Raw genomic sequence first — 24,220 nt, forward strand, 5'->3', positions numbered from 1 at the left:
GCGCAGAAGGGGGTAATTTACTGCGTGTGCCGAATGCCGGCCCACGGCGTCGTGAGCGGGGCGCTGAGCGCGAACAGGTCGAGCACGCGCGTGACGGTCTGGTCGACGAGTTCCTCGATCGTCTTCGGCATTGCATAGAACGCCGGCAGCGGCGGGAAGACGATGCCGCCCATTTCGGTGACGGCGGTCATGTTGCGCAGATGCGCGAGGTTGAACGGCGTTTCGCGCACCATCAGCACGAGACGGCGGCGTTCCTTCAGCGTGACGTCGGCCGCGCGCGTGATCAGGTTGTCGGACAGCCCGTGCGCGACGCTCGCGAGCGTCTTCATCGAACAGGGCGCGATCACCATGCCGTCGGTCGCGAACGAGCCCGACGCGATCGTCGCGCCGACGTCGCGCACCGAATGCACGACGTCCGCACGGCTTTCGACGTCGGCCTTCGGCAGCTTCAGTTCATGCTGGATGTTGAGCCAGCCGGCGTTCGAAATCAGCAGGTGCGTTTCGACGCCGCCGGCGGCGCGCAGCAGGTCGAGCAGCCGCACACCGTAGATCGCGCCGGTGGCGCCGGTGATCGCGACGATCAGCCGGCGTGGCGGCGCGCTGGGAGATGCCATCGAAAAGGGGGCGGGTGCCGCGTATCAAGCGGCGGCGAACAGTTGCTGCAGTTCGCCCGACTGGTACATCTCCATCATGATGTCCGAGCCGCCGATGAATTCGCCCTTCACATAGAGCTGCGGGATGGTCGGCCAGTTCGAGAATGCCTTGATGCCCTGGCGGATTTCGTCGTCCTCGAGCACGTTGACCGTCTTGAACTGGTCGACGCCGCAGGCTTTCAGCACCTGCACGGCGCGGCCCGAGAAGCCGCACATCGGGAATTGCGCGTTGCCCTTCATGAAGAGCACGACCTGGTTTTCGTCGACGATTTGCTTGATACGTTGTTGGGTGTCCATGACTGACCTTGCGTTTGCGGGGCGTTAGATCGAAATGATAGCGGATTTCAACCGGGCGGGCCGGGCGTCAGCCCGGCAGGCGGCCGCCGGTCGTGCGTTCGATGGCGGCGAGATCGGCGAGCGATTCGACCGCGACGAAGCCGTGCGACGCCAGGATCGCGCGGACGGCTTCGGCCTGGTCATAGCCGTGCTCGATCCAGAGCGTGCCGCCCGGTTTCAGGTACGCGCCGGCGCCCGCGACGATCGTGCGGATCGCGCTGAGGCCGTCGGCATCGTCGGTGAGCGCGCCGCGCGGCTCGAAACGCAGGTCGCCTTGCGCGAGGTGCGGGTCGCCTTGCGCGATGTACGGCGGGTTGCTGACGATCGTATCGAACGCGAGCGCGGGATCGAGCGCCGCGTACCAGTCGCTCTGCAGCCAGCGCAGCGGGCCGCCGGGGCGCCGCGCGTCGAGCAGTTTGTCGGCGTTGCGTTGCGCGACCGCGAGCGCGGCCGGCGAACGGTCGAGCGCCCAGACGCGCGCATCGGGGCGCTCGGCCGCGATCGACACGGCGATCGCGCCGCTGCCGGTGCCGAGATCGAGCACGGCGGCGTGCGGCAGCCCGCTGATCGCATCGAGCGCGGCTTCGACGAGTAGCTCGGTTTCGGGGCGCGGGATCAGCACGTCGGGCGTCACGTCGAACGGGCGGCCGAAGAACTCGCGCATCCCCACCAGTTGCGCGACGGGCTCGCCGGCGACGCGGCGCGCTTCGAGCGCGCGGAAGCGTTCGACCACGGCGGCGTCGAGCGGCGCGTCGCCGCGCGTGATCAGTTGCGTGCGAGTCCAGCCCAGCGCATGCGCGAGCAGCACGCGTGCATCGACCGGGTCGAGCGGCGATGCGCGCAGCAACGCGTCGGCGGTGGTGTCGGGCATCGCGGCCTCAGTCGGCTTCGCCGAGCGACGCGAGCAACTCGGCCTGGTGCTCGGTGACGAGCGCGCCGATCAGTTCGTCGAGATCGCCGTCCATGATCGCCTCGAGCCGGTACAGCGTCAGGTTGATCCGGTGGTCGGTCATCCGGCCTTGCGGGAAGTTGTACGTGCGGATCCGCTCGGAGCGGTCGCCGGAGCCGATCAGGCTCTTGCGCGTCGCCGCTTCCTTCGCGTGCTGCTCGTGATACTGCTTGTCCTTGATGCGCGCGGCGAGCACCTTCAGCGCGCGATCCTTGTTCTTGTGCTGCGAGCGGTCGTCCTGGCATTCGACGACGATCCCGGTCGGGATGTGCGTGACGCGCACCGCCGAATCGGTCTTGTTGATGTGCTGGCCGCCCGCGCCGGACGCGCGGAACGTGTCGATGCGCAGGTCGGCCGGATTGATCTCGACCTCGCCGATTTCGTCGGCTTCCGGCATCACGGCGACCGTGCACGCGGACGTATGGATGCGCCCCTGCGTCTCGGTGGCCGGCACGCGTTGCACGCGATGGCCGCCCGATTCGAACTTCAGGCGCGAATACGCGCCCTGGCCCGCGATTCGCACGATCACTTCCTTGTAGCCGCCGAGATCCGACGCGCTCTCCGACATCATTTCGACCTGCCAGCGCTGGCGTTCCGCGAAGCGCAGGTACATACGCAGCAGGTCGCCCGCGAACAGCGCCGATTCGTCGCCGCCCGTGCCCGCGCGGATTTCGAGGAAGATGTTGCGGTCGTCGTTCGGGTCCTTCGGCAGCAGCATCTTCTGCAGTTCGGTCTCGAGCCGCGCCATGCCCTCGCGCGCGCTGCGGATTTCGTCTTCCGCGAAATCGCGCATCGACGGATCGGCGAGCAGCTCCTGCGCGGCCGTCTCGTCGCTGCGCGACTGGCGCCATAACGCGTATTGCTCGACGACCGGGCCGAGTTCCGCATGTTCGCGTGTCAGCTTGCGGTACTGGTCGAGGTCGGCCGTGACGTTTTCGCGGCTCAGCAGGTCGTTCAGTTCGGCCAGCCGTGTGGAAAGCTGGTCGAGCTTGCGTTGCATGCTCGTCTTCATGGTGTGGAGCGGCGCTCCCGGGCAAGGGGTATTCGGAAAGGATAGGCCGGCGGTGGGACAACGACCGGCCGGCGGCAGGGCGACCGGGCGGCGCTAGTGGCCGGATTGGTCGTTCGAGCGCGGCGCGTGCTGGTAGAAGCCGCGCATCAGGTCGATCAGCGAATCGCGATCGGCGCCGTTGACGCGGTTGAGCGCGCTCGTCGGGCCGTGGATCAGCTTGTTGGTCAGCGCCTGCGACAGCGCTTCGAGCACCGCAGCCGGATCGTCACCGCGCGCGAGCAGCTTCTGCGCCTTCTCGACTTCGGCCCGGCGCAGCGCGTCCGCCTGCGTATGCATGTGACGGATCACCGGCACGACGCTGCGCGTGTCGAGCCATTGCATGAAATTCTGCACGCGCGTCTCGATGATCGCTTCGGCCTGCGCGACCGCGGCCTGGCGCGACGCGTTGCCTTCGCGCACGATCGCGCCGAGATCGTCGACGGTGTAAAGGAACACGTCCTTCAGCTTGCCGACTTCGGGCTCGATGTCGCGCGGCACCGCGAGGTCGACCATGAAGATCGGCCGGTGGCGGCGCGCCTTCACCGCGCGCTCGACCGCGCCGAGGCCGATGATCGGCAGCGTCGACGCGGTGCACGACACGATGATGTCGAACTCGTGCATGCGGGCGGGCAGGTCGGCCAGCGGCATCGCGCGGCCGTTGAAGCGCTCGGCGAGCCGCTGGCCGCGTTCGGCCGTGCGGTTCGCGACGACGAGTTCGCGCGGGCCTTGCGCGGCGAAGTGCGTCGCGCACAGCTCGATCATTTCGCCGGCGCCGATGAACAGCACACGCTGATCCGACACCTTTTCGAAGATCCGCTGCGCGAGGCGAACCGCGGCGGCGGCCATCGACACCGACTGCGTGCCGATTTCGGTCGTGCCGCGCACTTCCTTCGCCACCGCGAACGTGCGCTGGAACAGCTGGTTCAGGTAGGTGCCGAGCGCGCCCGCTTCCGTCGCGGTGCGAACGGCATCCTTCATCTGGCCCAGAATCTGGGTTTCACCGAGCACCATCGAATCGAGGCCGGATGCCACGCGAAACGCGTGCCGGACGGCTTCCGACTGCGGCAGCGCATAGACGTGCGGCGCGAGCTCGTCGACCGGAATCCGGTGATACTCCGACAGCCAGCGGAGCGCGCCTTCGCGGGCCGCGCGATCGTCGGTGGCGCAATACAGTTCGGTGCGGTTGCAGGTGGAGAGAATCGCCGCTTCCGGCGTATTGGGCGCCTGCGGGCCGAGAAACACGTTCTTGAACGTGACGAGAGCCGGCTTGATTTGCTCGAGCGGAAACGCCACGCGTTCGCGCAGGGCGACAGGCGCAGTGTGGTGGTTGATTCCGATCGTGAGGAGTTGCATATCGAGGGCTATCGTTTAGCCCCATATTATAGCGTTTCAGTAATTTCCTCACTCGCTGCGTACCGGGCATCGGCGTGGCGGGGGCGCGAATTTGGGGGCTCGATCGGCACGCGGTCGAGCTGATAGCCGAAGCCGTAGAGCGGCAACAGCCGGTAGCCGCGCTCCGGAAGCAGCTGCAATTTGCTGCGCAGCCGGGACGCGTGCGTGTCGAGCGTGCGCGACTTCATGTCGCGGCGGCGGCCCCATACCGTTTCGAGGATATGGGCGCGCGACACGGGCCGCGACACGTTCGTGAGCAGCAACTGCGCGAAACGGAACTCCTTCGGCGTGAGTGAAACGATTGCGTCGCCGAAACGCACGAGGCAATGGGTGGTGTCGAATGCGTATTCGCCGTACGTTTCGCGCGAGCGGGCGGGCGCTCGCCGCACGCCCGCGCGCCGGCTCAGTGCGTTGACGCGCGCGAGAAACTCCGGCCCGCTCACGGGGCGCACGAGGCAATCGTCGGCGCCCGCGTGCAGGCACGAGACGATTTCGCTTTCGCGCGCCGACTGCATCATGGCAATGGCCGGCAACCCGGGCAGAATCGCCTGCGCGCGCGGAATGACTTCCTGCGCTGGCCGGTCGCCGGCCCAGTGGCCGGTGACCAGCATGTCGCAGGTGTTGTCGGCGGCGAGCCACTCGAAGAATGCGGTGCTGGACGGAAACGCATGGCACACGTGACCGCCCGCGAAGAGCAGGCGGTTCAGGAGAGCGCTATGACGCGACTCCGGATCGATCAGAGCGATTCGCATGACGATTTCTTCAATACGGCAGCCGGTGTGCGCTTGCCATAACGTCGAGTCGGCCCCTACACTCGAACGTTCGCGGCGCCCGGCTGGTCTCGGGTTCGATGGATGAATCGATGCTAGCCGCTGGCAACGTTCACGCCTATGGGACGAATCTGAATTTATAGAAGGCGTTGAATGAACTGGTTTGGAATCCTTGTCCTGGGAGCGGCCGTCGGGCTGTTCGGTCGCTGGCTGCATCCGATGCGGCGCACGGGCCGGCCGGCATGGTGGATCGCGGTGCTCGTCGGCATCGCGGGCGCGGCCGCCGCCCGCATGGTCGGCAATCTCTCGGGACTGTTTTACGATGGCGAGACGCTCGAATGGCCGGTCTGCACCGGCGTCGCGTTCCTCGCCGTAGCCGTGACGGTCGCGCTGTCGGCCCGTCGCTGAATGCTCTCAGGTGAAATCATGAATGCCCGTCTCCCCGAAGTCTCGCCGGTGCCGGCCCGTCTCGCGCTGTTGCGCGGCGCCATGGCCCGCGAGAACCTGGCCGCCTATCTCGTGCCGTCCGCCGATCCCCATCTGTCCGAATACCTGCCGGAACGCTGGCAGGCGCGCCGCTGGCTGTCGGGCTTCACGGGCTCGGTCGGCACGCTGGTCGTGACCGCGGAGTTCGCGGGGTTGTGGGTCGACAGCCGCTACTGGGTGCAGGCCGACGCCGAGCTGGCGGGCACGGGCGTGCAGTTGATGAAGATGACGGGCGGGCAGCAGAGCGCACCGCACGTCGACTGGCTCGCGCAGAACGTGGCGGCCGGCGCGACGGTCGGCGTCGATGGCGCCGTGCTCGGCGTCGCGGCCGCGCGCGGGCTGAGCGCCGCCCTGAGCGCGCGCGGCATCGCGCTGCGCACCGACGTCGACCTGCTCGACGCGATCTGGCCGGAGCGGCCGGGGCTGCCCGGCGATGCGGTGTTCGAGCACGTGGCGCCGCAGGCCGACACGACCCGCGCGAGCAAGCTCGCCGAAGTGCGCCGCGCGATGCACGCGCAGGGCGCGCAATGGCACTTCGTGTCGACGCTCGACGATCTTGCGTGGCTGTTCAACCTGCGCGGCGCCGACGTCAATTTCAATCCGGTGTTCGTTGCGCACGCATTGATCGGCGCCGATCGCGCGACGCTGTTCGTCGCCGACGGCAAGGTGCCGCCGGCGCTGGCCGCGTCGCTCGCGCGGGATGGCGTCGACGTTCGCGCCTACGACGCCGCGCGTGCGTCGCTCGGGGCGTTGCCCGACGGCGCGACGCTGCTGATCGACCCGCGCCGCGTGACGTTCGGCACGCTCGAGGCCGTGCCGGCCGGCGTGAAGCTCGTCGAGGCCGTGAATCCGTCGACGTTCGCGAAGTCGCGCAAGACGTCCGCCGAGATCGAGCACGTGCGCGTGACGATGGAGCACGACGGCGCCGCGCTGGCCGAATTCTTCGCGTGGTTCGAACAGGCGGTGAATCGCGAGACGATCACCGAGCTGACGATCGAGGAGAAGCTCACGGCCGCGCGCGCCCGCCGCCCCGGCTACGTGTCGGCGAGCTTCGCGACGATCGCCGGCTTCAACGCGAACGGCGCGATGCCGCACTACCATGCGACGCGCGAGTCGCACGCGACGATCGCCGGCGACGGCCTGCTGCTGATCGATTCGGGCGGCCAGTACATGACGGGCACGACCGACATCACGCGCGTCGTGCCGGTCGGCACCGTCAGCGACCTGCAGCGGCGCGATTTCACGATCGTGCTGAAGTCGATGATGGCGCTATCGCGCGCCCGCTTCCCGCGCGGCATCCGCTCGCCGATGCTCGATGCGATCGCGCGTGCGCCGATGTGGGCGGCCGGGCTCGACTACGGCCACGGCACCGGGCATGGCGTCGGCTACTTCCTGAACGTGCACGAAGGCCCGCAGGTGATCTCGCACTACGCGCCGGCCGAGCCGTACACGGCGATGGAAGAGGGAATGATCACGTCGATCGAGCCGGGCGTGTACCGTCCGGGCCAGTGGGGCATCCGGATCGAGAACCTGGTCGTGAACCGCGCGGCCGGGAAGACGGAGTTCGGCGATTTCCTCGCATTCGAGACGCTGACGCTGTGCCCGATCGACACGCGCTGCGTGCTGATCGAGATGCTGCACGACGAAGAGCGCGCGTGGCTGAACACGTATCACGCGACGGTGCGCGAGCGCGTCGGCCGGCATCTGAGCGGCGACGCGAAGGCGTGGCTCGACTTGCGCACGCAGCCGATCTGACGCAACGCGCGGCAACGGCGGATGGCGAGTCGGTCACGATCGAACGACGGCCTGACAATAACAGCGAGGGCAAGCAATGGCGGACACTGCGGTGATCGTGGTCGACATGCAGCGTGGGCTGGTGCAGCGGGCGCAGCCCGCGTACCGGCTCGACGACGTGGTGTCGGGCATCAACCGGTTGACGGCAGCGGCGCATGCGGCGAACGCGCCGGTGTGCTTCGTGCAGCACGACGGCGACGCGGACGACGACATCGTGCCCGGCACGCCGGGCTGGGAACTGCACGCCGGGCTGGTCGTCGGTCGCGACGACTGGCGCGTGCGCAAGCAGGCGAGCGACGCGTTTCACGACACGCCGCTCGCGGCGCAGCTCGATCGCCATGGCATCCGTTCGGTGCTGATCTGCGGCTATGCGACCGAGTTCTGCGTCGATTCGGCCGCGCGCCGTGCCGCGCTGCTCGGCTACCGGACGACCGTCGTGTCCGACCTGCACACGACGAACGAGCGTGCCCACCTGTCGGCGGCGCAGATCGTCGCGCACCATCACTTCATCTGGCACAACAATTCGCTGTCGGGCAACGCGGTGACGCCGCGTCCGCTCGCGGACGTGCTCGCCGCGGAGTTCGCATGACGATCAAGGCAGTGGTGTTCGATTTCGGCGGCGTGCTGATCGACTGGAGTCCCGAGTACCTTTACCGCGAACTGATTCCCGACGCCGCCGAGCGCCGCTGGTTCCTCACGCACGTATGCGCGATGGACTGGGTGGTCCGCCAGGACGGCGGGCAGACGATCGAGGAGGGCACGGCCGAACTCGTCGCGAAGTTTCCGGAGCACGAGGCGCTGATCCGCGCGTTCTACGCGCGCTGGCACGAGATGATCGGCGGCGTGCTCGAAGAGGGCGCGGCGCTCGTCGAGCGGCTGGACGCGCAGGGGATGCCGTTGTTCGGGCTGACGAACTGGTCCGCGCAGACGTTTCCGTATGCATGGGACAACTTCCCGGTGCTGCGCCGCTTCAAGGACATCGTCGTGTCGGGCCGCGTGAAGCTCGTGAAACCCGAGCCGGCGATCTACCGCGAGATGCATGCGCGGATCGAGCCGCACCTGCCTGGGGTCGCGCCGCACGAGCTCGTGTTCATCGACGACAACGCGCACAACGCGGCGGCCGCGACGGCGCTTGGTTGGCACGGCATTCATCACACGAGCGCGGCGGCGACCGAAGCACGCCTGCGTGAACTGGGCGCGCTGGTGTAGACGGCGCGGAAGTCGCGCGGGATAAAAAAAGCGAGCGCTGGGCTCGCTTTTTCGCTGTGCCGTTCCGGAAGCGGCCCCGTTCGGCACCGGCCCCGCGCGAGCGCGGCGCCGGGCGCCCGGGCCGCGCCGCTCAGCGGCTGATCGGCTTGTAGCGCAGACGCTTCGGCTTCGCGGCTTCCTCGCCGAGGCGCGCACGCTTGTCGGCTTCGTACTCCTGGTAGTTGCCGTCGAAGAACGTGACCTGCGAATCGCCTTCGAACGCGAGGATGTGCGTCGCGATCCGGTCAAGGAACCAGCGATCGTGCGAGATCACCATCACCGAGCCCGCGAATTCGAGCAGCGCGTCTTCCAGCGCGCGCAGCGTTTCGACGTCGAGGTCGTTCGACGGTTCGTCCAGCAGCAGCACGTTGCCGCCCGAGATCAGCGTCTTCGCGAGGTGCAGGCGGCCGCGTTCGCCGCCGGACAGGTTGCCGACGATCTTCTGCTGGTCGCCGCCCTTGAAGTTGAAGCGGCCGATGTACGCGCGCGACGGCGTTTCGTACTTGCCGACCGTCAGCACGTCGGCGCCGCCCGAGATTTCCTCGAACACCGTCTTCGAACCGTCGAGCGCGTCGCGGCTCTGGTCGACGTACGCGAGCTTCACCGTCGGGCCCATCACGACTTCGCCCGAATCCGGCTGTTCCTTGCCGGTCAGCATCTTGAACAGCGTCGACTTGCCGGCGCCGTTCGGGCCGATGATGCCGACGATCGCGCCGGCCGGGATCTTGAAGCTCAGGTTGTCGATCAGCAGGCGGTCGCCGAACGACTTGCTGACGTTCTTGAACTCGATCACTTCGTTGCCGAGGCGCTCGCCGGCCGGAATGAAGATTTCCTGCGTTTCGTTGCGCTTCTGGTATTCCTGGCTGCTCAGCTCCTCGAAGCGCGCGATACGCGCCTTCGACTTCGCCTGGCGGCCCTTCGGGTTCTGGCGCACCCACTCCAGTTCCTTCTTGATCGCCTTCTGACGCGCCGATTCCGACGCTTCTTCCTGCTTCAGGCGCTCTTCCTTCTGGTCGAGCCAGCTGCTGTAGTTGCCCTTCCACGGAATGCCGTGGCCGCGGTCGAGTTCGAGAATCCACTCGGCCGCGTTGTCGAGGAAGTAGCGATCGTGCGTGACCGCGACCACGGTGCCCGGGAAGCGCACCAGGAACTGCTCGAGCCAGTCGACCGATTCGGCGTCGAGGTGGTTGGTCGGTTCGTCGAGCAGCAGCATGTCGGGCTTTTCGAGCAGCAGCTTGCACAGCGCGACGCGGCGCTTCTCGCCGCCCGACAGGTGCTCGATCTTCGCGTCCCACGACGGCAGGCGCAGCGCGTCGGCGGCCACTTCGAGCTGCTGCTCGGGGCTGCCGCCGTCGCTCGACGCGAGGATCGCTTCGTATTTCGCCTGCTCGGCCGCGAGCGCGTCGAAGTCGGCGTCCGGTTCGGCGTAGGCCGCGTAGATTTCTTCCAGCTTCTTGTTCGCCTGGAACAGGTCGCCGAGGCCTTCCTCGACGGCTTCGCGCACGGTCTTCGTCGGGTCGAGCTGCGGTTCCTGCGGCAGGTAGCCGATGTTCAGGTTCGGCATCGGCGTGGCTTCGCCTTCGATGTCCTTGTCGACGCCCGCCATGATGCGGATCAGCGTCGACTTGCCCGAGCCGTTCAGGCCGAGCACGCCGATCTTCGCGCCGGGAAAGAACGACAGCGAGATGTCCTTCAGGATCTGGCGCTTGGGCGGCACGATCTTGCCGACCCGGTTCATCGTGAAAACGTATTGGGCCATTTCGGTGTGAAAGTCAGAAGTGGTTGAGACGGCCGCGCAGCGCGCGCGGGCGTGGCGGCGTCGGGTGATTCGGTACGGAGCGTGCCGCGCGGGGCGCGGCGGTGCGAGCGCGTATTGTACTTCGCCGCCGGTTGCCGCTGGCGCGGCGCAGGCCATTCGGCCGACCCGCGCTCACAGCCACGCGGCGACGCCGCCGTGCCCCGAGCACGTGCCGCGCCGGTGGCGGCTGAAGCTGTACGTGCCGTCGCGGCAACGCGCGCTCGCGCCGTCCGGCACGCGGCCCGATTTCGAATGCGCGGGCGCATGCACGGTTTCGCCGTCGCGGTTGCGATACGTGTCGTGACGGTCGAGGTCGGCTTCGTTGCCGTAGCCGGGCGGCGCGCGATAGGCGTGCGCGGCCGGCGGCAACGCGGCGCCCGCGACGAAGAGCGCGGCGGACAGGGTCGCGACCTGGGTCGCGCGGCGGAGCAGGGTGCGCATGGTCTCTCTCGTTTCGTTCGTTGTTGTCGATGTCGGGCCGGTTGCCCGCGCCGCATGTTAGCGGATCGGCGCCGGGTGCCGGCGTGACGCGACGCCGCGCCGGACATCGACGCCACGCCGTCGGGCTGCGCGGCATCGAAAATCCACCGGCGGAACGCGGCGAGCTTCGGCCGTTCCGCGTGATGCGGCGATAGTGGGCGCGTCGCGCGGTTTCCGGTAGGGTAGCCGGACCGTCAACCATCGACGCACGGTCGGGGAGGCATCGTGACATTCGACGAAGTCCGGCAGATCGCACTGGCGTGGCGCGGCGTCGAGGAAGGCACGTCGTACGGCACGCCCGCGCTCAAGGTGAAGGGCAAGCTGCTCGCGCGGCTGCGCGAGGACGGCGACACGCTCGTCGTGAAGGGCGTCGGCCCCGACGAGCGCGCGTGGCTGATCGAGTCGGCGCCCGACGTGTACTACGTGACCGATCACTACGTCGGCTGGCCGATCGTGCTGGTGCGCCTGTCGGCCGCGCACCCCGACGCCGTGAAAAACCTGCTCCTGCGGGAATGGCGCGCAATCGTGCCGGCGAGGTGGCGGGACGAAGCCGCCGGCGACACGAACTGAACGGCGCGCCCCCACGCGAGCCGCCGCCGAACCGGATCAAGCGTTGCATCGATTCGTATCGATGCAACGAGTGGTTCCATCGAAATTCTTCAATTGGTTCTTAGTGAAGAACCGTTTGATGCTTACACTCCTTCGCTTCGAAGGCGGCTGACGACAGCCGACGGAACGGGCGTACGCGATGCGCCGGCGCCCCGTGCGCCGCATCGCACCCGCAGCTTCGCAGACTGCGCGGACGACCCGACCGGCACGGCCCCTCCGGCCCATGCCCGCGTGCGACGCACGCGTGGCCGCGGCCGGATTCAAGAACGACAACTCCCGCGCCGCCTTCACGCGACACCGGTCGTACCGGAACCGTTTTTTGGAGAGAGACAGATGAGTGGAAGCAACACAGGCCTCGGCACCGGCCTGAAGCAGCGTCACGTAACGATGATGTCGATTGCCGGCGTCATCGGCGCGGGCTTGTTCGTCGGCTCCGGCCACGCGATCGCGGAAGCCGGGCCGGCGTCGATACTCGCGTATGCGATCGCGGGCGTGCTGGTCGTGCTGGTGATGCGCATGCTCGGCGAGATGGCCGTCGCGCATCCGGACAGCGGGTCGTTCTCGACCTATGCCGATCGTGCGATCGGCCACTGGGCCGGCTTCACGATCGGCTGGCTGTACTGGTGGTTCTGGGTGCTGGTGATCCCGATCGAGGCGACCGCCGCCGCGACCATCCTTAATGCGTGGTTCCCGGGCATCGCGACGTGGATCTTCGCGCTCGGCATCACGCTGCTGCTCACCGTCACCAATCTCTTTTCCGTCAAGAACTACGGCGAATTCGAATTCTGGTTCGCGCTGATCAAGGTCGTCGCGATCGTCGTGTTCCTGTGCATCGGCGGCGCGGCGATCGTCGGCATCATTCCCGCGCCGGCCGTGTCGGGCGTGTCGAACCTGTTCGTGCACGACGGCTTCATGCCGCACGGCGCGAGCGCGGTGCTCGCGGCGATGCTGACGACGATGTTCTCGTTCCTCGGCACCGAGATCGTGACGATCGCGGCCGCCGAATCGGACAACCCGCAACGCCAGATCGTGCGGGCGACGAACTCGGTCATCTGGCGTATCACGCTGTTCTATCTCGGCTCGATCCTCGTCGTCGCGGCCATCGTGCCGTGGAACGACCCGCTGCTGCCGAAGCACGGCTCGTATCAGCGCGCGATGGAACTGATCGGCGTCCCGAACGCGAAGGCGATCATCGACGTGATCGTGCTCGTGTCGGTCGCGAGCTGCCTGAATTCGGCGCTGTATACGGCATCGCGGATGCTGTTCTCGCTGTCCCGGCGCAAGGACGCGCCCGCCTTCCTGCATCGCACCGATTCGACCGGCACGCCGCGCGCGGCCGTGCTCGCGTCGACGGCGTTCGGTTTCCTGACCGTGATCGCGAACTACCTGATGCCGGAGCAGGTGTTCGGCTTCCTGCTCGCGACGTCGGGCGCGATCGCGCTGCTCGTGTATCTCGTGATCGCGATCTCGCAACTGCGGATGCGCAGGACGCTCGAAGCGGGCGGCGCGGACCTGACGCTGCGGATGTGGCTGTTCCCGTGGCTCACGTGGGCGGTGATCCTGTTCATCTGCGGCACGCTGACCGTGATGTTCGTCAGCGAGGAACACCGGATGGAAGTGGGTGCGACGGCCGTGCTGGCGTTGATCGTGCTGCTCGCGTCGTGGCTGAACAAGCGTGGGCGCGATGCGAAGGCGGGTGCGGGGCGGCGGGTGTCGGCGACGTGATCTGATCGAATGATGTGACGACGGGGCGCGAAGTCCCGGGCGTGAAAATGGCCTGATCGGCGGTTGCCGGTCGGGCCATTTGTCTTTTGGCGCCAGTACACGGATACACGGAACGTCACGCTGCCCGGTCTTCCGTGCCTCGCGATCGTTGAGGTACCCACGCGTCAAAATCGAACTCGTCTGATTTCATCGCGAACGGCAACGCCATACATTGATCGCTTCGAGAACCGAAGTGAATGATGAGGTCGACTTGCGTGAGCGGTCGCGTCGGGAGGGGTAAATGGCGAACGAAAGCCTGGGATTGAGTGACGCAGGGTGGGCGGAGCTGCGGAGGCGGGAAAGCGCGGTCATGGCTTACTACAACGATCAGGCGAACAACTGTACCTATGGCATCGGAACGCTGGCTCACACCGGGCCGTGCTCCCCGGAAGAATTGCGCACGCCGGTTACGGCGACGCAAGTGAATGCACAACTCGCGGTCCGGGTCCGTCGGGCATCGGCGCCGTTCCAGCCACGACAGAGGGCACGGTGAGAACGGCAATGATTGGTTTGCTCGTGCTGGCGTCGACGCGTGCATTTGCCGGCCCGGCGGTAGCGGACGAGATAGCGGCACGCAGCGGGTTGCCGGCAAGCGAGGTCAATGCGCTGCTCAGGGACTGTGACTCAAGCCAGACGAGTATGAATTTTTGCGCGTGGCGCGATCAGATCGTCGCCGAGCGGGAATTGCAGCGGATCGTCGACAAACAGGTGAGCGAGCAGCCACGGCGCAAGGCGGCGCTCGACGCACGGATGGCGAAGTGGAAGAAGGCGCGCGACACATCCTGCGAAAAATCGGCGCGTCACGCATGGGGCGAGGGTTCAATGCGACCTGCTGCACAGGCGATCTGTGCAACGGCGGCAACGAAGGAAATGGCGAAAAGGTTGTCCGCTAGCGCTTTCCGCAAATCCTCATGAACCGATCCGACATGACAAAAGGCCGCCACTTTCGCGATCTCGTAACAGCCGATGCGTATTCGCCATGTCACCGTGGTTCATGGCATTGAAACCCGGGCGATGACGATGCGACGGGTCTCCCGGACAAGACGATGTCGTTCGTCGGCACGGCCGGCCAGTTCAAGGGGGTGACGGATACGGTGCAGTACACGGCGCGCGAAATCCGTCCGCAGGTGTACATGGTGTACTGGCATGAGCCGTCCACAGGCTCGAACGTCGTGCGCGTCGAGGATTTCGAACGCGGCACGGTGGATACGAACATCGCGACGAAGGACGGGCAGTTCCTGCATATGTCCGGGGCGCTGACGATCGTCGATCGGCAATGAGCCGGTCTTCCGCCATCGAAAAGAAAAAGCCCGCAGTCAGCGGGCTTTCTCACGATCGATGCAGCAGCAACGCTTAAACGTTGAACAAGAAGTTCATCACATCCCCATCGTGCACGACATATTCCTTCCCTTCCGCGCGCATCTTGCCGGCTTCCTTCGCGCCTTGCTCGCCCTTGTACGTGACGAAGTCGTCGAACGCGATCGTCTGCGCGCGGATGAAGCCGCGCTCGAAGTCGGTGTGGATCACGCCGGCCGCCTGCGGAGCGGTATCGCCGATGTGGATCGTCCACGCGCGCACTTCCTTCACGCCCGCGGTGAAGTAGGTCTGCAGGCCGAGCAGCTTGAAGCCCGCGCGGATCACCCGGTCGAGGCCCGGCTCTTCCATGCCCATGTCGGCGAGGAACGCTTCCTTGTCCGCATCGTCGAGATCGGCGATTTCCGCCTCGATCGCCGCGCATACGGCGACCACCGGCGCGTTTTCGCTTTCCGCGTACTTGCGCACCGCCTCGAGGTGCGGGTTGTTCTCGAAGCCGTCGTCCTTCACGTTGGCGACGTACATCGCCGGCTTCGCGGTGATCAGGCAGAACGGCTTGATCAGCGCCTGTTCGTCGTCCGACAGCGCGAGGCCGCGCACGGCCTTGCCCTGGTCGAGCTGCGCGCGCACCTTTTCGAGCACCGCGACGAGCTTCGCCGCCTCCTTGTCGTTGCCCGACTTCGCCGCCTTCGAATAGCGCGTGAGCGCCTTCTCGATGGTGCCGAGATCGGCGAGCGCGAGTTCGGTGTTGATCACTTCGATGTCGTCGATCGGGCTGACCTTGCCGGCGACGTGAATGACGTTGTCGTCCTCGAAGCAGCGCACGACGTGCGTGATCGCGTCGGTTTCGCGGATGTTCGCGAGGAACTGGTTGCCGAGGCCTTCACCCTTGCTCGCGCCCGCGACGAGGCCGGCGATGTCGACGAATTCGACGACGGCCGGCACGACGCGCTCGGGCTTGACGATCTCGGAGAGCGCCTTCAGGCGCGTATCCGGCACTTCGACGATGCCGACGTTCGGCTCGATCGTGCAGAACGGGTAGTTCTCGGCGGCGATGCCGGCCTTGGTCAGCGCATTGAACAGGGTGGACTTGCCGACGTTGGGCAAGCCGACGATGCCGCATTTGAGACTCATGGAATCCTTCGGACGGGTGAGGCGGCGCGGCCGGACAGGCACGGCGGCGCGGGAAAAAAGGGCGGCCGGCGCGTGGAGCGCGGCGGGCCGACGGTCAAAGACGCTATTGTACCGTGCCGGCGCCCCGGATTCCGGGCCTGCCGCCGAACGGCCGATGCGGCGGGCCGCCGCGCGGGCGCACCGGCCTGCGATTCTGCTGATTTCCCGCAAAGTCCGGCCGCGTAAGGGTTTGGCCCCGCGGCTATAATGCCCGCCATGACTGCCCACCACTCCTTCGACGTCGCCGTGGTCGGCGGCGGGCTCGTCGGCAAGACGGCCGCGCTCGCGCTGACCCAGTCCGGCTACAAGACCGCCTTGCTCGCCCAGCCGGCCACGCCGCGCCCCGCGGATCTCGCGTTCGACACGCGTGTCTACGCGCTGTCGTCCAGTTCGCAGGCGTTGCTCGAGCGGCTGCGGGTCTGGCAGGCGCTCGACCACGGCCGGCTCGCGCCGGTCTACGACATGCGCGTGTATGGCGATGCGCATGCCGAACTGCATTTCTCCGCCTACCAGGCGTCCGTGCCGCAGCTCGCCTGGATCGCCGAATCGTCGCTGGTCGAGGCGTCGCTCGACGCCGCGCTGCGGTTCCAGCCGAACCTCACGTGGTTCGACGCGCGTGCGCAGGGCTTCGACGTGCGCGACGACGCGGCCGTGCTCACGCTGTCGTCGGGGCAGGTGCTCGAGGCCGATCTCGTCGTCGGCGCCGATGGCGCGCATTCGTGGGTGCGCTCCCAAATGGGGGCCAGGGTGGAGCGGCGCGACTACCGGCAGACCGGCGTCGTCGCGAACTTCAAGGCGTCGCTGCCGCACCGCGAGACGGCGTACCAGTGGTTCCACGAAGGCGAAATCGTCGCGCTGCTGCCGCTGCCGGACGGCCACGTGTCGCTGGTATGGTCCGCGCACACCGCGCATGCGGACGAGCTGCTCGCGCTCGATCCGGCGCAGCTCGCGGCCGAGGTCGAGCGCGTGTCGCACGGCCAGGTCGGCACGCTCGAATGCGTGACGCCGGCCGCCGGTTTCCCGCTGGCGCTGCAGACGGTCGACAAGCTGATCGCGCCGCGCGTCGCGCTCGTCGGCGATGCCGCGCACCTGATCCACCCGCTCGCCGGGCAGGGGATGAACCTCGGCCTGCGCGACGTCGCCGCGCTCGTCGACGCGATCGCGGGCAAGGAAAGCTTCCGCAATCTCGGCGATACGGTATTGCTGCGCCGCTACGAGCGTTCGCGCCGCGAGGACATCCGCGCGCTGATGGTCGCCACCGACGGCCTGCAGCGGCTGTTCGCGGTGCCGGGCTCGCTCGCGAAGGCGGTGCGCAATGCGGGCATGGCGTTCGTCGGCGCGCAGCCGCTCGTGAAGCGCTGGCTCGTGTCGGCCGCGCTCGGCTGATCGAACCTTCCGCCACCGCGCGGGTCGGAGACGGTTCCGTTACGGCGTACACTGTGGCGTGCACTCCGATTGAGCTGAAGGAAGATTTCGATGAAAAAAACGATCCGCATCGCGTCGCTGGCGCTCGCCGTCACGATGGCGACGCTTGGCTGCACCGCGCAGGCCGACCAGACCACCGACAAGCTGAAGGCCACGCTGCAAGCCCGTCTCGGCAGCGACGCGCCGATCAAGAGCGTGTCGAAATCGCCGGTTGCAGGTCTTTACGAAGTAAACCTCGGCACGCAGATCATCTATAGCGACGCGGCGGGCGACTACGTGCTGCTCGGCGATCTCGTCGACACCAAGACGCACAAGAACCTGACCGACGCCCGCCTGTCCGAAATCAACAAGATCGATTTCGCGAGCCTGCCGTTCGCCAATGCGATCAAGGTCGTCAAGGGCAACGGCGCCCGCAAGATCGCGGTGTTCTCCGATCCGAACTGCCCGTACTGCAAGAAGCTCGAGACGACGCTGCAGTCGATCGACAACGTGACCGTCTACACGTTCCTGTACCCGGTGCTGTCGCCGGATTCGAGCGTGAAGTCGAAGGCGATCTGGTGCGCGACCGACCGCGCGAAGACGTGGGAAAGCTGGATGCTCGACCACCGCGCGCCGTCCGGTGCCGGCACCTGCGACACCACCGCCCTCGACAAGAACCTCGCGCTCGGCCGCGGGATGAACGTCACCGGCACGCCGACGATCTTCTTGCCGGACGGCCGTCGCCTGCCGGGCGCGGTATCGGCCGACCAGCTCAACCAGGCGCTCGCCTCGAGCAAGTAACCGACTCACGCCGGGCGCATGGCCCGGCCAGCGAGGGGCGCCCGCATGATCTGCCGGCGCCTCTCTTCGTTTTCGCCGCCGTATTCGACCGACCGATTGCCACGATGACCCAGCCGATCCGCTATTCGATTGCCCCGAAAGATGTTGCCGCGCACCTGTTCGAAGTGACGGTGACGGTTGCCGATCCCGATCCCGAAGGCCAGCGTTTCTCGCTGCCGGTATGGATTCCGGGCAGCTATCTCGTGCGCGAGTTCGCGCGCAACATCGTGACGCTCCATGCGTTCAACGACGCGGGCCGCAAGGTGCGCATCGCGAAGACCGACAAGCACACGTGGCAGGCAGCGCCCGTCAGCGGCGCGCTGACGCTGCGCTACGACGTCTATGCGTGGGACCTGTCGGTGCGCTCCGCGTATCTCGACGATTCGGGCGGCTTCTTCAACGCGACGGCCGTGTTCCTGAGCGTCGCGGGCCGCGAGGCGGCACCGTGCGAAGTCGAGATCTCAAAGCCGGCCGGGCCCGCGTTTCGCAACTGGCGCGTCGGCACCTCGCTGCCCGAGGCGCGCGGCACCAAACGTTACGGCTTTGGCGCGTATCGTGCAGCGAACTACGACGAGCTGTCCGACCATCCGGTGACGATCGGCGAATTCGCGCTCGCGACGTTCGACGCGCACGGCGTGCCTCACGACATCGTGATCGCCGGGCGCGTGACGCAGCTCGACCTGGAGCGGCTGCGTACCGACCTGAAGCGGGTGTGCGAAGCGCAGATCGCGCTGTTCGAGCCGAAGTCGAGGAAGGCGCCGATGGATCGCTACGTGTTCATGACGCTCGCGGTCAGCGACGGCTACGGCGGCCTCGAGCATCGTGCGTCGACCGCGCTGATCTGCAACCGGACCGACCTGCCGGTGAAGGGGCGCCCGGAAACGACGGAAGGCTATCGCACGTATCTCGGCCTGTGCAGCCACGAGTATTTCCACACGTGGAACGTGAAGCGCATCAAGCCGGCGGCGTTCGTGCCGTACGACCTCGCGCGCGAGAACTACACGTCGCTGCTGTGGCTGTTCGAGGGCTTCACGTCGTATTACGACGACCTGATGCTGGTCCGCAGCGGGTTGATGTCGCAGGACGAATATTTCGCGGCGCTCGGCCGCACCATCGGCGGCGTGCTGCGCGGCACGGGGCGGCTCAAGCAGAGCGTCGCGGAAAGCTCGTTCGACGCGTGGATCAAGTACTACCGCCAGGACGAGAACGCGACCAACGCGATCGTCAGCTATTACACGAAGGGCTCGCTCGTCGCGCTCGCGTTCGATCTGGCGATCCGCGCGCAGACGCGCAACCGCAAGTCGCTCGACGACGTGATGCGCCTGCTGTGGCAACGCTACGGCCGCGATTTCTATCGGGGCGGCAAGCAGGCGGGCGTGGAAGAAAACGAGGTCGAGGCGCTGATCGAGGAGGCAACGGGCGTTGCGCTCGGCCGCCTGTTCGCCGACGCCGTGCACGGCACGCGCGACCTGCCGCTCACCGAACTGCTCGCGCCGTTCGGCGTGACGCTGGCCCCCGACGTCGCGATCGGCGCGGCCGCGAAGCCTACGATCGGCGCGCGCCTGCGCGGCGGCGCGGACTGCACGTTGGCGGCGGTCTACGAAGGCGGCGCCGCGCATCGCGCGGGGTTGTCGGCCGGCGACACGCTGATCGCGGTGGACGGGCTGCGCGTGACCGGCACGAACCTCGACGCGCTGCTCGCGCGCTACCGGCCGGGCGACAAGGTCGAGGTTCATGCGTTCCGCCGCGACGAGCTGCGCACCGCGAAACTGAAGCTGGACGGCCCGGACGTCACGCGCTACCGGCTGACGGCGGCCGCGAAGCCGGCCGCGGCCACGAAGGCCCGCGAAGCCTGGCTGAACGGGTAATCGTACGGAAGCGGGTATCGGGGCGCGATCAACAATTGTTCTGCTGCTGCAACAATCCGTCGCCCTGAACCCGCTTTTTCGCGGTCATGTGGCCACGCACAATGGCGTCACTCGCGCTACCGAAGCGCAACCCCACCCGGAGCCTGACATGACGACCATTCTGCAAATCAATTCCGCCGCGCGTTCGCAAGGTGCGCAATCCACGCTGCTGGCCAATGAACTGACGGCAAAGCTGCAACAATCGAACCCCGGCGCGAACGTCGTGGTTCGCGACCTGCTCGCCGAGGCGCTGCCGCACCTCGACGAATCGGTGCTCGGCGCGTTCTTCACGCCGGCCGACAAGCGCACCGCGGAACAGAATGCGATCGTCGCGAAGAGCGATGCGATGATTGCCGAGCTGCAAGCCGCTGACATCATCGTGATCGGCGCGCCGATGTACAACTTCGGCGTCTCGTCGCAACTGAAGGCGTACTTCGACTGGATCGCGCGCGCAGGCGTCACGTTCCGCTACACCGAGAACGGTCCGGAAGGCCTGATCAAGGGCAAGAAGGTGTACGTCGTGACGGCCCGCGGCGGCAAGTACCTGGGTACGCCGAACGACAGCCAGACCCCGTACCTGCGCACGTTCCTCGGCTTCATCGGCCTGACCGACGTGAGCTTCATCCACGCGGAAGGCCTGAACCTCGGTCCGGACGCGCAGAGCGCCGCGCTCGCCGGCGCACGCGAAGCGATCGCCGCCGCGTAACGCGTCAGGTCGAGGCGGGGTGCGATGCACCCGCTGCGTCGCCCGATAAAAAACGCCGCGCCCCGACAGGGACGCGGCGTTTTTGCATTCGGCCGGCGGGCGAACCCGCCGCAACCGAGGCTGTTACGCGAGCGTTTCGGCCACGTCCGGCAGGCGCCAGTCGATCGGTTCGCGGCCGGCATCGACCAGATAATCGTTCGCGAGCGCGAAATGGCGGCAGCCCAGGAAGCCGCGGTGCGCGGACAGCGGCGACGGATGCGGCGCCTCGAGCACGCAATGCGCGTTCGCGTCGAACAGTGCGCGCTTGGCCTGCGCATGCGCGCCCCACAGCATGAATACGAGGCCGCGATGACGGCCGGCAAGCTCGCGGATCAGCGTGTCCGTGCACCGCTCCCAGCCGCGCTTCGCATGGCTCGCGGCCGCGCCGCGCTCGACCGTCAGCACGGTGTTGAGCAGCAGCACGCCCTGGCGCGCCCACGTGTCGAGGCAGCCGTGACGCGGCGTGTCGTGACCGAAGTTCGCGGCGATTTCCTTGAAGATGTTGCGCAGCGACGGCGGCGTGCGCACGGCCGGCGGCACCGAGAACGCGAGGCCGTGCGCCTGCGGCGTGCCGCGATCGTCGCCGTGGTACGGATCCTGGCCGAGGATCACGACCTTCACGTCGTCGGGATGCGTCAGGCGCAGCGCGCGGAACACGTCGGTCGGGTAGACCGTCTTGCCGGCCGCACGCTCGTCGTCGACGAAGCGGCACAGCGGCGCGTACGCGTCGCTGTCGGTGAACGGTTTCAGCACGTCGCGCCAGACGGCCGGCAGTGCGTCGAATTGCGCGGCGAGATGCGGTACGTCGGCGGCAACGGGTCGCGCTGCCGCGGCGGCCGGGGCCGGCTCGGGCACGGGCTCGCGCGCCGGTGCGGCGGTTTTCTTCGCGGGTTTGCGCCGGGCCGCCGGCGGCTCGGCAGCCGGGGACGGAATATCGGCCGGTGCCGTTTCCGGCACGGGATCGTCGAACAGCGACGCCTGTTGCGGCGCGCGGGAAGTCTTGCGGGTTGCCATGCGTGATGCGTGTTTATTGCGCGCGCAGCCGGTAGCCGCGCTGCGCCTTGCTGATGTTTTCGGGAACGAGGCCCGGCAGCGCCTGCTGCAGTTCGGCGGCGAGCGTCGCGAGCGCCGTTTCCGGGCCGTCGATCAGTTCGAGTTCGATTTCGCTGATCGGTTCGCGGCGCGTCTCGTGTTCCGCCTGGACGACGATCTCGCCGAGATCCACCGCGGCCTCGACGGTTGCGCCGCCGATTGCGACGCGCCACAGCGTACGCGAAAAGTCCGTGCGGAACAGCGCATGCAGCGCGCCGGCCGCGTCATTGAGCGCGGCCGCGGCTTCCGGCACGTCGCAGGCCGCGACGAGCGCGTCGATTTCGAGCGCGTCGCCCGCGACCGGCAGTTCCCATTCGTGGCGGCTATGCAGTCCGCCTTCCGCGCTGCCGACCGTCTTGAACGTCTGCAGCCAGCCGTCCGGCGTGCGGCGCACGCGCACCGCGCTCTTCGAACGCGCGAGCGCGAGATCGGGCGTGTCGTAATAGACGTTCGCGAGCGTGATCGCGTGACCGGGTTCGCCGGTCAGCGTCTCGAAGAAGCGGCGCGCCGCGTCGGCCTGGCCGGCCGGCAGCGCGAGCTTGATTTCCTGTTCGATCGCCATCAGAAGAACATCCGTGCGAGTTCCTCGCCCGGCTGGTCGGCGCGCATGAACGCCTCTCCGACGAGGAACGTGTTCACGTTTGCCGCGCGCATCGTGTCGACGTCGGTGCGCGACAGGATGCCCGATTCCGTCACGACGATGCGGTCCGCCGGAATCATGTCGAGCATGTCGAGCGTGGTCTGGATCGACGTCTCGAACGTGCGCAGGTTGCGGTTGTTGATGCCGAGCAGCGGCGTCTTCAGCGTCAGCGCCTGTTCCAGCTCGTGGCGGTCGTGCACTTCGACCAGCACCGCGAGGCCGAGCGAGTGCGCATAGGCTTCGAGATCCTGCATCAGCGGCGTGTCGAGCGCGGCCGCGATCAGCAGGATCGCGTCGGCGCCCATCGCGCGGGCTTCGACGATCTGGTACGCATCGACGATGAAGTCCTTGCGCAGCACCGGCAGCGTGCAGGCCGCGCGCGCTTCCTCGAGGTAGCGGACGCCGCCCTGGAAGAACTGTTCGTCGGTCAGCACCGACAGGCACGCGGCGCCGTGCGCCGCATACGAGCGCGCGATGTCGGCCGGCACGAAATGCTCGCGCAGCACGCCTTTCGACGGGCTTGCTTTCTTGATTTCGGCGATGACCGCGGCGTTGCCGGCTGCATGCTTCGCCCGCAGCGCGCCGACGAAGTCGCGCAGGTCGCGCGCGGAGGCCTCGAGTTTCAGTGCCTCGAGCGGCGTGCTGCGCAGGGCCGCCGCGATTTCTTCGCGCTTGACGGCGATGATTCGGTCGAGAATGTCGCTCATAGGGGTTCCTGCTGGATTCGTGAGAGGGTCAGCGCTTGAACTGCTGCGTGAAGCGCACGAGTTCGTCGACTTTCGCGCGGGCCTTGCCGCTCGCGATCGCTTCGCGGGCGAGCTGGATGCCGTCCGCGATCGACTCGGCGATATTGGCCGCGTAGAGCGCGGTGCCCGCGTTCAGCGTGACGATCTCGCGCGCGACGCCCGGTTGGTTGTCCAGCGCGCCGAGCAGCATCGTGCGCGATTCGTCCGCATTTTCCACCTTCAGCGTGCGGTTCGACACCATCTGCAGGCCGAAGTCCTCCGGATGGATTTCGTATTCGTGCACCTTCCCGTCGCGCAATTCGCCGACGAGCGTCGCGGCGCCGAGCGACACCTCGTCCATCCCGTCCTTGCCGTACACGACGAGCACGTGCTGCGCGCCGAGACGCTGCATCACGCGCACCTGGATGCCGACGAGGTCGGGGTGGAACACGCCCATCAGCTGGTTCGGCGCGCCGGCCGGATTGGTCAGCGGGCCGAGGATGTTGAAGATCGTGCGCACGCCGAGCTCGCGGCGCACGGCCGCGATGTTCTTCATCGCCGGGTGATGGTTCGGCGCGAACATGAAGCCCATGCCCGTCTCGGCGATCGATGCGGCGACCTGGTCCGACTGCAGGTCGATGTTCACGCCGAGCGCCTCGAGCACGTCGGCGCTGCCGGACTTGCTCGATACGCCGCGGTTGCCGTGCTTCGCGACCTTCGCGCCCGCGGCCGCCGTGACGAACATCGATGCGGTCGAGATGTTGAACGTGTGCGAGCCGTCGCCGCCGGTGCCGACGATGTCGACGAAATTCGAGTTGTCCTGCACCTCGACGTGGTTCGCGAATTCGCGCATCACGGTCGCGGCGGCGGCGATCTCGCCGATCGTCTCCTTCTTCACGCGCAGCCCGGTGATGATCGCGGCCGCCATCACGGGCGACATGTCGCCGCGCATGATCAGCCGCATCAGGTGCAGCATTTCGTCGTGGAAGATCTCGCGGTGCTCGATCGTGCGTTGCAGCGCTTCCTGCGGGGTAATCGTCATCGTGCATC

At 67.4% G+C, this 24,220-nt stretch carries 24 protein-coding genes and 3 pseudogenes; 13 read left to right on the forward strand and 14 right to left on the reverse strand.

Translation table 11 applies throughout. The features are described 5' to 3' along the window. Nucleotides 1–17: 17 nt before the first annotated feature. From QZM72_RS19340 to QZM72_RS19365, 6 genes are all read right to left on the reverse strand, one after another. The gene (locus QZM72_RS19340) at nucleotides 18–614 is read right to left on the reverse strand and encodes a UbiX family flavin prenyltransferase (protein WP_089466553.1); all 597 of its coding nucleotides are present in this window, start codon (nucleotides 612–614) and stop codon (nucleotides 18–20) included. Between the two features lie 24 nt (nucleotides 615–638). Further along, nucleotides 639–950 (reverse strand): Grx4 family monothiol glutaredoxin, encoded by a 312-nt coding sequence (grxD, locus tag QZM72_RS19345; protein ID WP_006477066.1) that lies wholly within the window; start codon nucleotides 948–950, stop codon nucleotides 639–641. A 67-nt stretch (nucleotides 951–1,017) separates the two neighbouring features. After that, nucleotides 1,018–1,860 carry a peptide chain release factor N(5)-glutamine methyltransferase gene (prmC, locus tag QZM72_RS19350; protein WP_089466554.1) on the reverse strand — a complete coding sequence of 281 codons (843 nt, stop codon included), beginning with the start codon at nucleotides 1,858–1,860 and terminating at the stop codon, nucleotides 1,018–1,020. Nucleotides 1,861–1,867: 7 nt separating this feature from the next. Then, nucleotides 1,868–2,950: a peptide chain release factor 1 gene (gene prfA, locus QZM72_RS19355; protein WP_006477064.1), complete on the reverse strand. Its 1,083-nt coding sequence runs from the start codon at nucleotides 2,948–2,950 to the stop codon at nucleotides 1,868–1,870. A gap of 93 nt (nucleotides 2,951–3,043) precedes the next feature. Next, the gene (hemA, locus tag QZM72_RS19360; RefSeq protein WP_301738974.1) at nucleotides 3,044–4,342 is read right to left on the reverse strand and encodes a glutamyl-tRNA reductase; all 1,299 of its coding nucleotides are present in this window, start codon (nucleotides 4,340–4,342) and stop codon (nucleotides 3,044–3,046) included. Between the two features lie 26 nt (nucleotides 4,343–4,368). Next, nucleotides 4,369–5,133: a response regulator transcription factor gene (locus QZM72_RS19365; protein WP_089466556.1), complete on the reverse strand. Its 765-nt coding sequence runs from the start codon at nucleotides 5,131–5,133 to the stop codon at nucleotides 4,369–4,371. A gap of 171 nt (nucleotides 5,134–5,304) precedes the next feature. Between QZM72_RS19365 and QZM72_RS19370 the strand changes: the two genes are divergently transcribed. From QZM72_RS19370 to QZM72_RS19385, 4 genes are all read left to right on the forward strand, one after another. Beyond that, a complete protein-coding gene (locus QZM72_RS19370; RefSeq protein ID WP_089466557.1) occupies nucleotides 5,305–5,559 on the forward strand; it encodes a hypothetical protein in 255 nt (84 codons plus the stop codon). A gap of 18 nt (nucleotides 5,560–5,577) precedes the next feature. Continuing rightward, nucleotides 5,578–7,392 (forward strand): aminopeptidase P family protein, encoded by a 1,815-nt coding sequence (locus QZM72_RS19375; protein ID WP_089466558.1) that lies wholly within the window; start codon nucleotides 5,578–5,580, stop codon nucleotides 7,390–7,392. A 76-nt stretch (nucleotides 7,393–7,468) separates the two neighbouring features. Next, nucleotides 7,469–8,020, forward strand: coding sequence for a cysteine hydrolase family protein (locus QZM72_RS19380; protein WP_089466559.1), 552 nt, complete (start codon nucleotides 7,469–7,471; stop codon nucleotides 8,018–8,020). Beyond that, a complete protein-coding gene (locus tag QZM72_RS19385) occupies nucleotides 8,017–8,640 on the forward strand; it encodes an HAD family hydrolase (RefSeq protein ID WP_301738975.1) in 624 nt (207 codons plus the stop codon). The genes QZM72_RS19380 and QZM72_RS19385 overlap by 4 nt, the downstream gene beginning before the upstream one ends. 130 nt (nucleotides 8,641–8,770) lie before the next feature. On the opposite strand, the gene ettA is transcribed toward QZM72_RS19385, so the two are convergent. The 3 genes and pseudogenes from ettA to QZM72_RS19400 all read right to left on the reverse strand — a co-directional run. After that, nucleotides 8,771–10,438, reverse strand: coding sequence for an energy-dependent translational throttle protein EttA (gene ettA, locus QZM72_RS19390; protein WP_039352138.1), 1,668 nt, complete (start codon nucleotides 10,436–10,438; stop codon nucleotides 8,771–8,773). Between the two features lie 171 nt (nucleotides 10,439–10,609). After that, entirely contained in the window at nucleotides 10,610–10,918 is a 309-nt protein-coding gene (locus QZM72_RS19395) for a DUF3761 domain-containing protein (RefSeq protein ID WP_089466561.1), read from the reverse strand. 92 nt (nucleotides 10,919–11,010) lie between these two features. Continuing rightward, a pseudogene (locus tag QZM72_RS19400) lies at nucleotides 11,011–11,111 on the reverse strand (LysR family transcriptional regulator); the annotation flags it as partial. Between the two features lie 71 nt (nucleotides 11,112–11,182). Between QZM72_RS19400 and QZM72_RS19405 the strand changes: the two are divergent. The 5 genes and pseudogenes from QZM72_RS19405 to QZM72_RS19420 form a co-directional block, all read left to right on the forward strand. Then, nucleotides 11,183–11,527: an MmcQ/YjbR family DNA-binding protein gene (locus QZM72_RS19405; RefSeq protein ID WP_089466562.1), complete on the forward strand. Its 345-nt coding sequence runs from the start codon at nucleotides 11,183–11,185 to the stop codon at nucleotides 11,525–11,527. A 372-nt stretch (nucleotides 11,528–11,899) separates the two neighbouring features. Further along, nucleotides 11,900–13,291, forward strand: coding sequence for a GABA permease (gabP, locus tag QZM72_RS19410; RefSeq protein ID WP_089466563.1), 1,392 nt, complete (start codon nucleotides 11,900–11,902; stop codon nucleotides 13,289–13,291). A gap of 280 nt (nucleotides 13,292–13,571) precedes the next feature. Continuing rightward, nucleotides 13,572–13,793, forward strand: a pseudogene (locus QZM72_RS35675) (lysozyme); the annotation flags it as partial. A 38-nt stretch (nucleotides 13,794–13,831) separates the two neighbouring features. Then, entirely contained in the window at nucleotides 13,832–14,245 is a 414-nt protein-coding gene (locus QZM72_RS19415) for a lysozyme inhibitor LprI family protein (RefSeq protein WP_089466564.1), read from the forward strand. Between the two features lie 122 nt (nucleotides 14,246–14,367). Next, nucleotides 14,368–14,610: pseudogene (locus tag QZM72_RS19420) on the forward strand (MBL fold metallo-hydrolase); the annotation flags it as partial. Between the two features lie 73 nt (nucleotides 14,611–14,683). Here the strand turns inward: QZM72_RS19420 and ychF are convergent. Continuing rightward, nucleotides 14,684–15,778: a redox-regulated ATPase YchF gene (gene ychF / locus QZM72_RS19425; protein ID WP_006477050.1), complete on the reverse strand. Its 1,095-nt coding sequence runs from the start codon at nucleotides 15,776–15,778 to the stop codon at nucleotides 14,684–14,686. A 246-nt stretch (nucleotides 15,779–16,024) separates the two neighbouring features. Here ychF and QZM72_RS19430 point away from each other — a divergent pair, with 246 nt between their 5' ends. From QZM72_RS19430 to QZM72_RS19445, 4 genes are all read left to right on the forward strand, one after another. After that, complete coding sequence (locus QZM72_RS19430; protein WP_089466565.1) at nucleotides 16,025–17,203, forward strand: UbiH/UbiF family hydroxylase; 1,179 nt, start codon at nucleotides 16,025–16,027, stop codon at nucleotides 17,201–17,203. 90 nt (nucleotides 17,204–17,293) lie between these two features. Continuing rightward, nucleotides 17,294–18,022, forward strand: a complete 729-nt coding sequence (locus tag QZM72_RS19435) for a DsbC family protein (protein WP_089466566.1) — start codon at nucleotides 17,294–17,296, stop codon at nucleotides 18,020–18,022. Nucleotides 18,023–18,126: 104 nt separating this feature from the next. Further along, the gene (locus QZM72_RS19440) at nucleotides 18,127–19,929 is read left to right on the forward strand and encodes a M61 family metallopeptidase (protein WP_301738976.1); all 1,803 of its coding nucleotides are present in this window, start codon (nucleotides 18,127–18,129) and stop codon (nucleotides 19,927–19,929) included. 148 nt (nucleotides 19,930–20,077) lie between these two features. Then, a complete protein-coding gene (locus tag QZM72_RS19445) occupies nucleotides 20,078–20,674 on the forward strand; it encodes an FMN-dependent NADH-azoreductase (RefSeq protein WP_301738977.1) in 597 nt (198 codons plus the stop codon). A 123-nt stretch (nucleotides 20,675–20,797) separates the two neighbouring features. Here the strand turns inward: QZM72_RS19445 and QZM72_RS19450 are convergent, their stop codons facing one another. The 4 genes from QZM72_RS19450 to trpD are packed head-to-tail and all read right to left on the reverse strand — an operon-like array spanning nucleotide 20,798 to nucleotide 24,212. Continuing rightward, entirely contained in the window at nucleotides 20,798–21,727 is a 930-nt protein-coding gene (locus QZM72_RS19450; RefSeq protein ID WP_301738978.1) for a uracil-DNA glycosylase, read from the reverse strand. A gap of 13 nt (nucleotides 21,728–21,740) precedes the next feature. Then, on the reverse strand, nucleotides 21,741–22,367 hold the full coding sequence (locus QZM72_RS19455) for a CYTH domain-containing protein (RefSeq protein WP_089466570.1): 627 nt from the start codon (nucleotides 22,365–22,367) through the stop codon (nucleotides 21,741–21,743). Next, nucleotides 22,367–23,152, reverse strand: a complete 786-nt coding sequence (gene trpC / locus QZM72_RS19460; RefSeq protein WP_089466571.1) for an indole-3-glycerol phosphate synthase TrpC — start codon at nucleotides 23,150–23,152, stop codon at nucleotides 22,367–22,369. Before trpC ends, QZM72_RS19455 begins: the two co-directional genes overlap by 1 nt. 28 nt (nucleotides 23,153–23,180) lie before the next feature. After that, entirely contained in the window at nucleotides 23,181–24,212 is a 1,032-nt protein-coding gene (gene trpD / locus QZM72_RS19465; protein WP_059577389.1) for an anthranilate phosphoribosyltransferase, read from the reverse strand. Between the last annotated feature and the right edge of the window lie 8 nt (nucleotides 24,213–24,220).

The organism is Burkholderia sp. AU45388, assembly GCF_030481585.1.
Classification (GTDB): Bacteria; Pseudomonadota; Gammaproteobacteria; order Burkholderiales; family Burkholderiaceae; genus Burkholderia; species Burkholderia sola.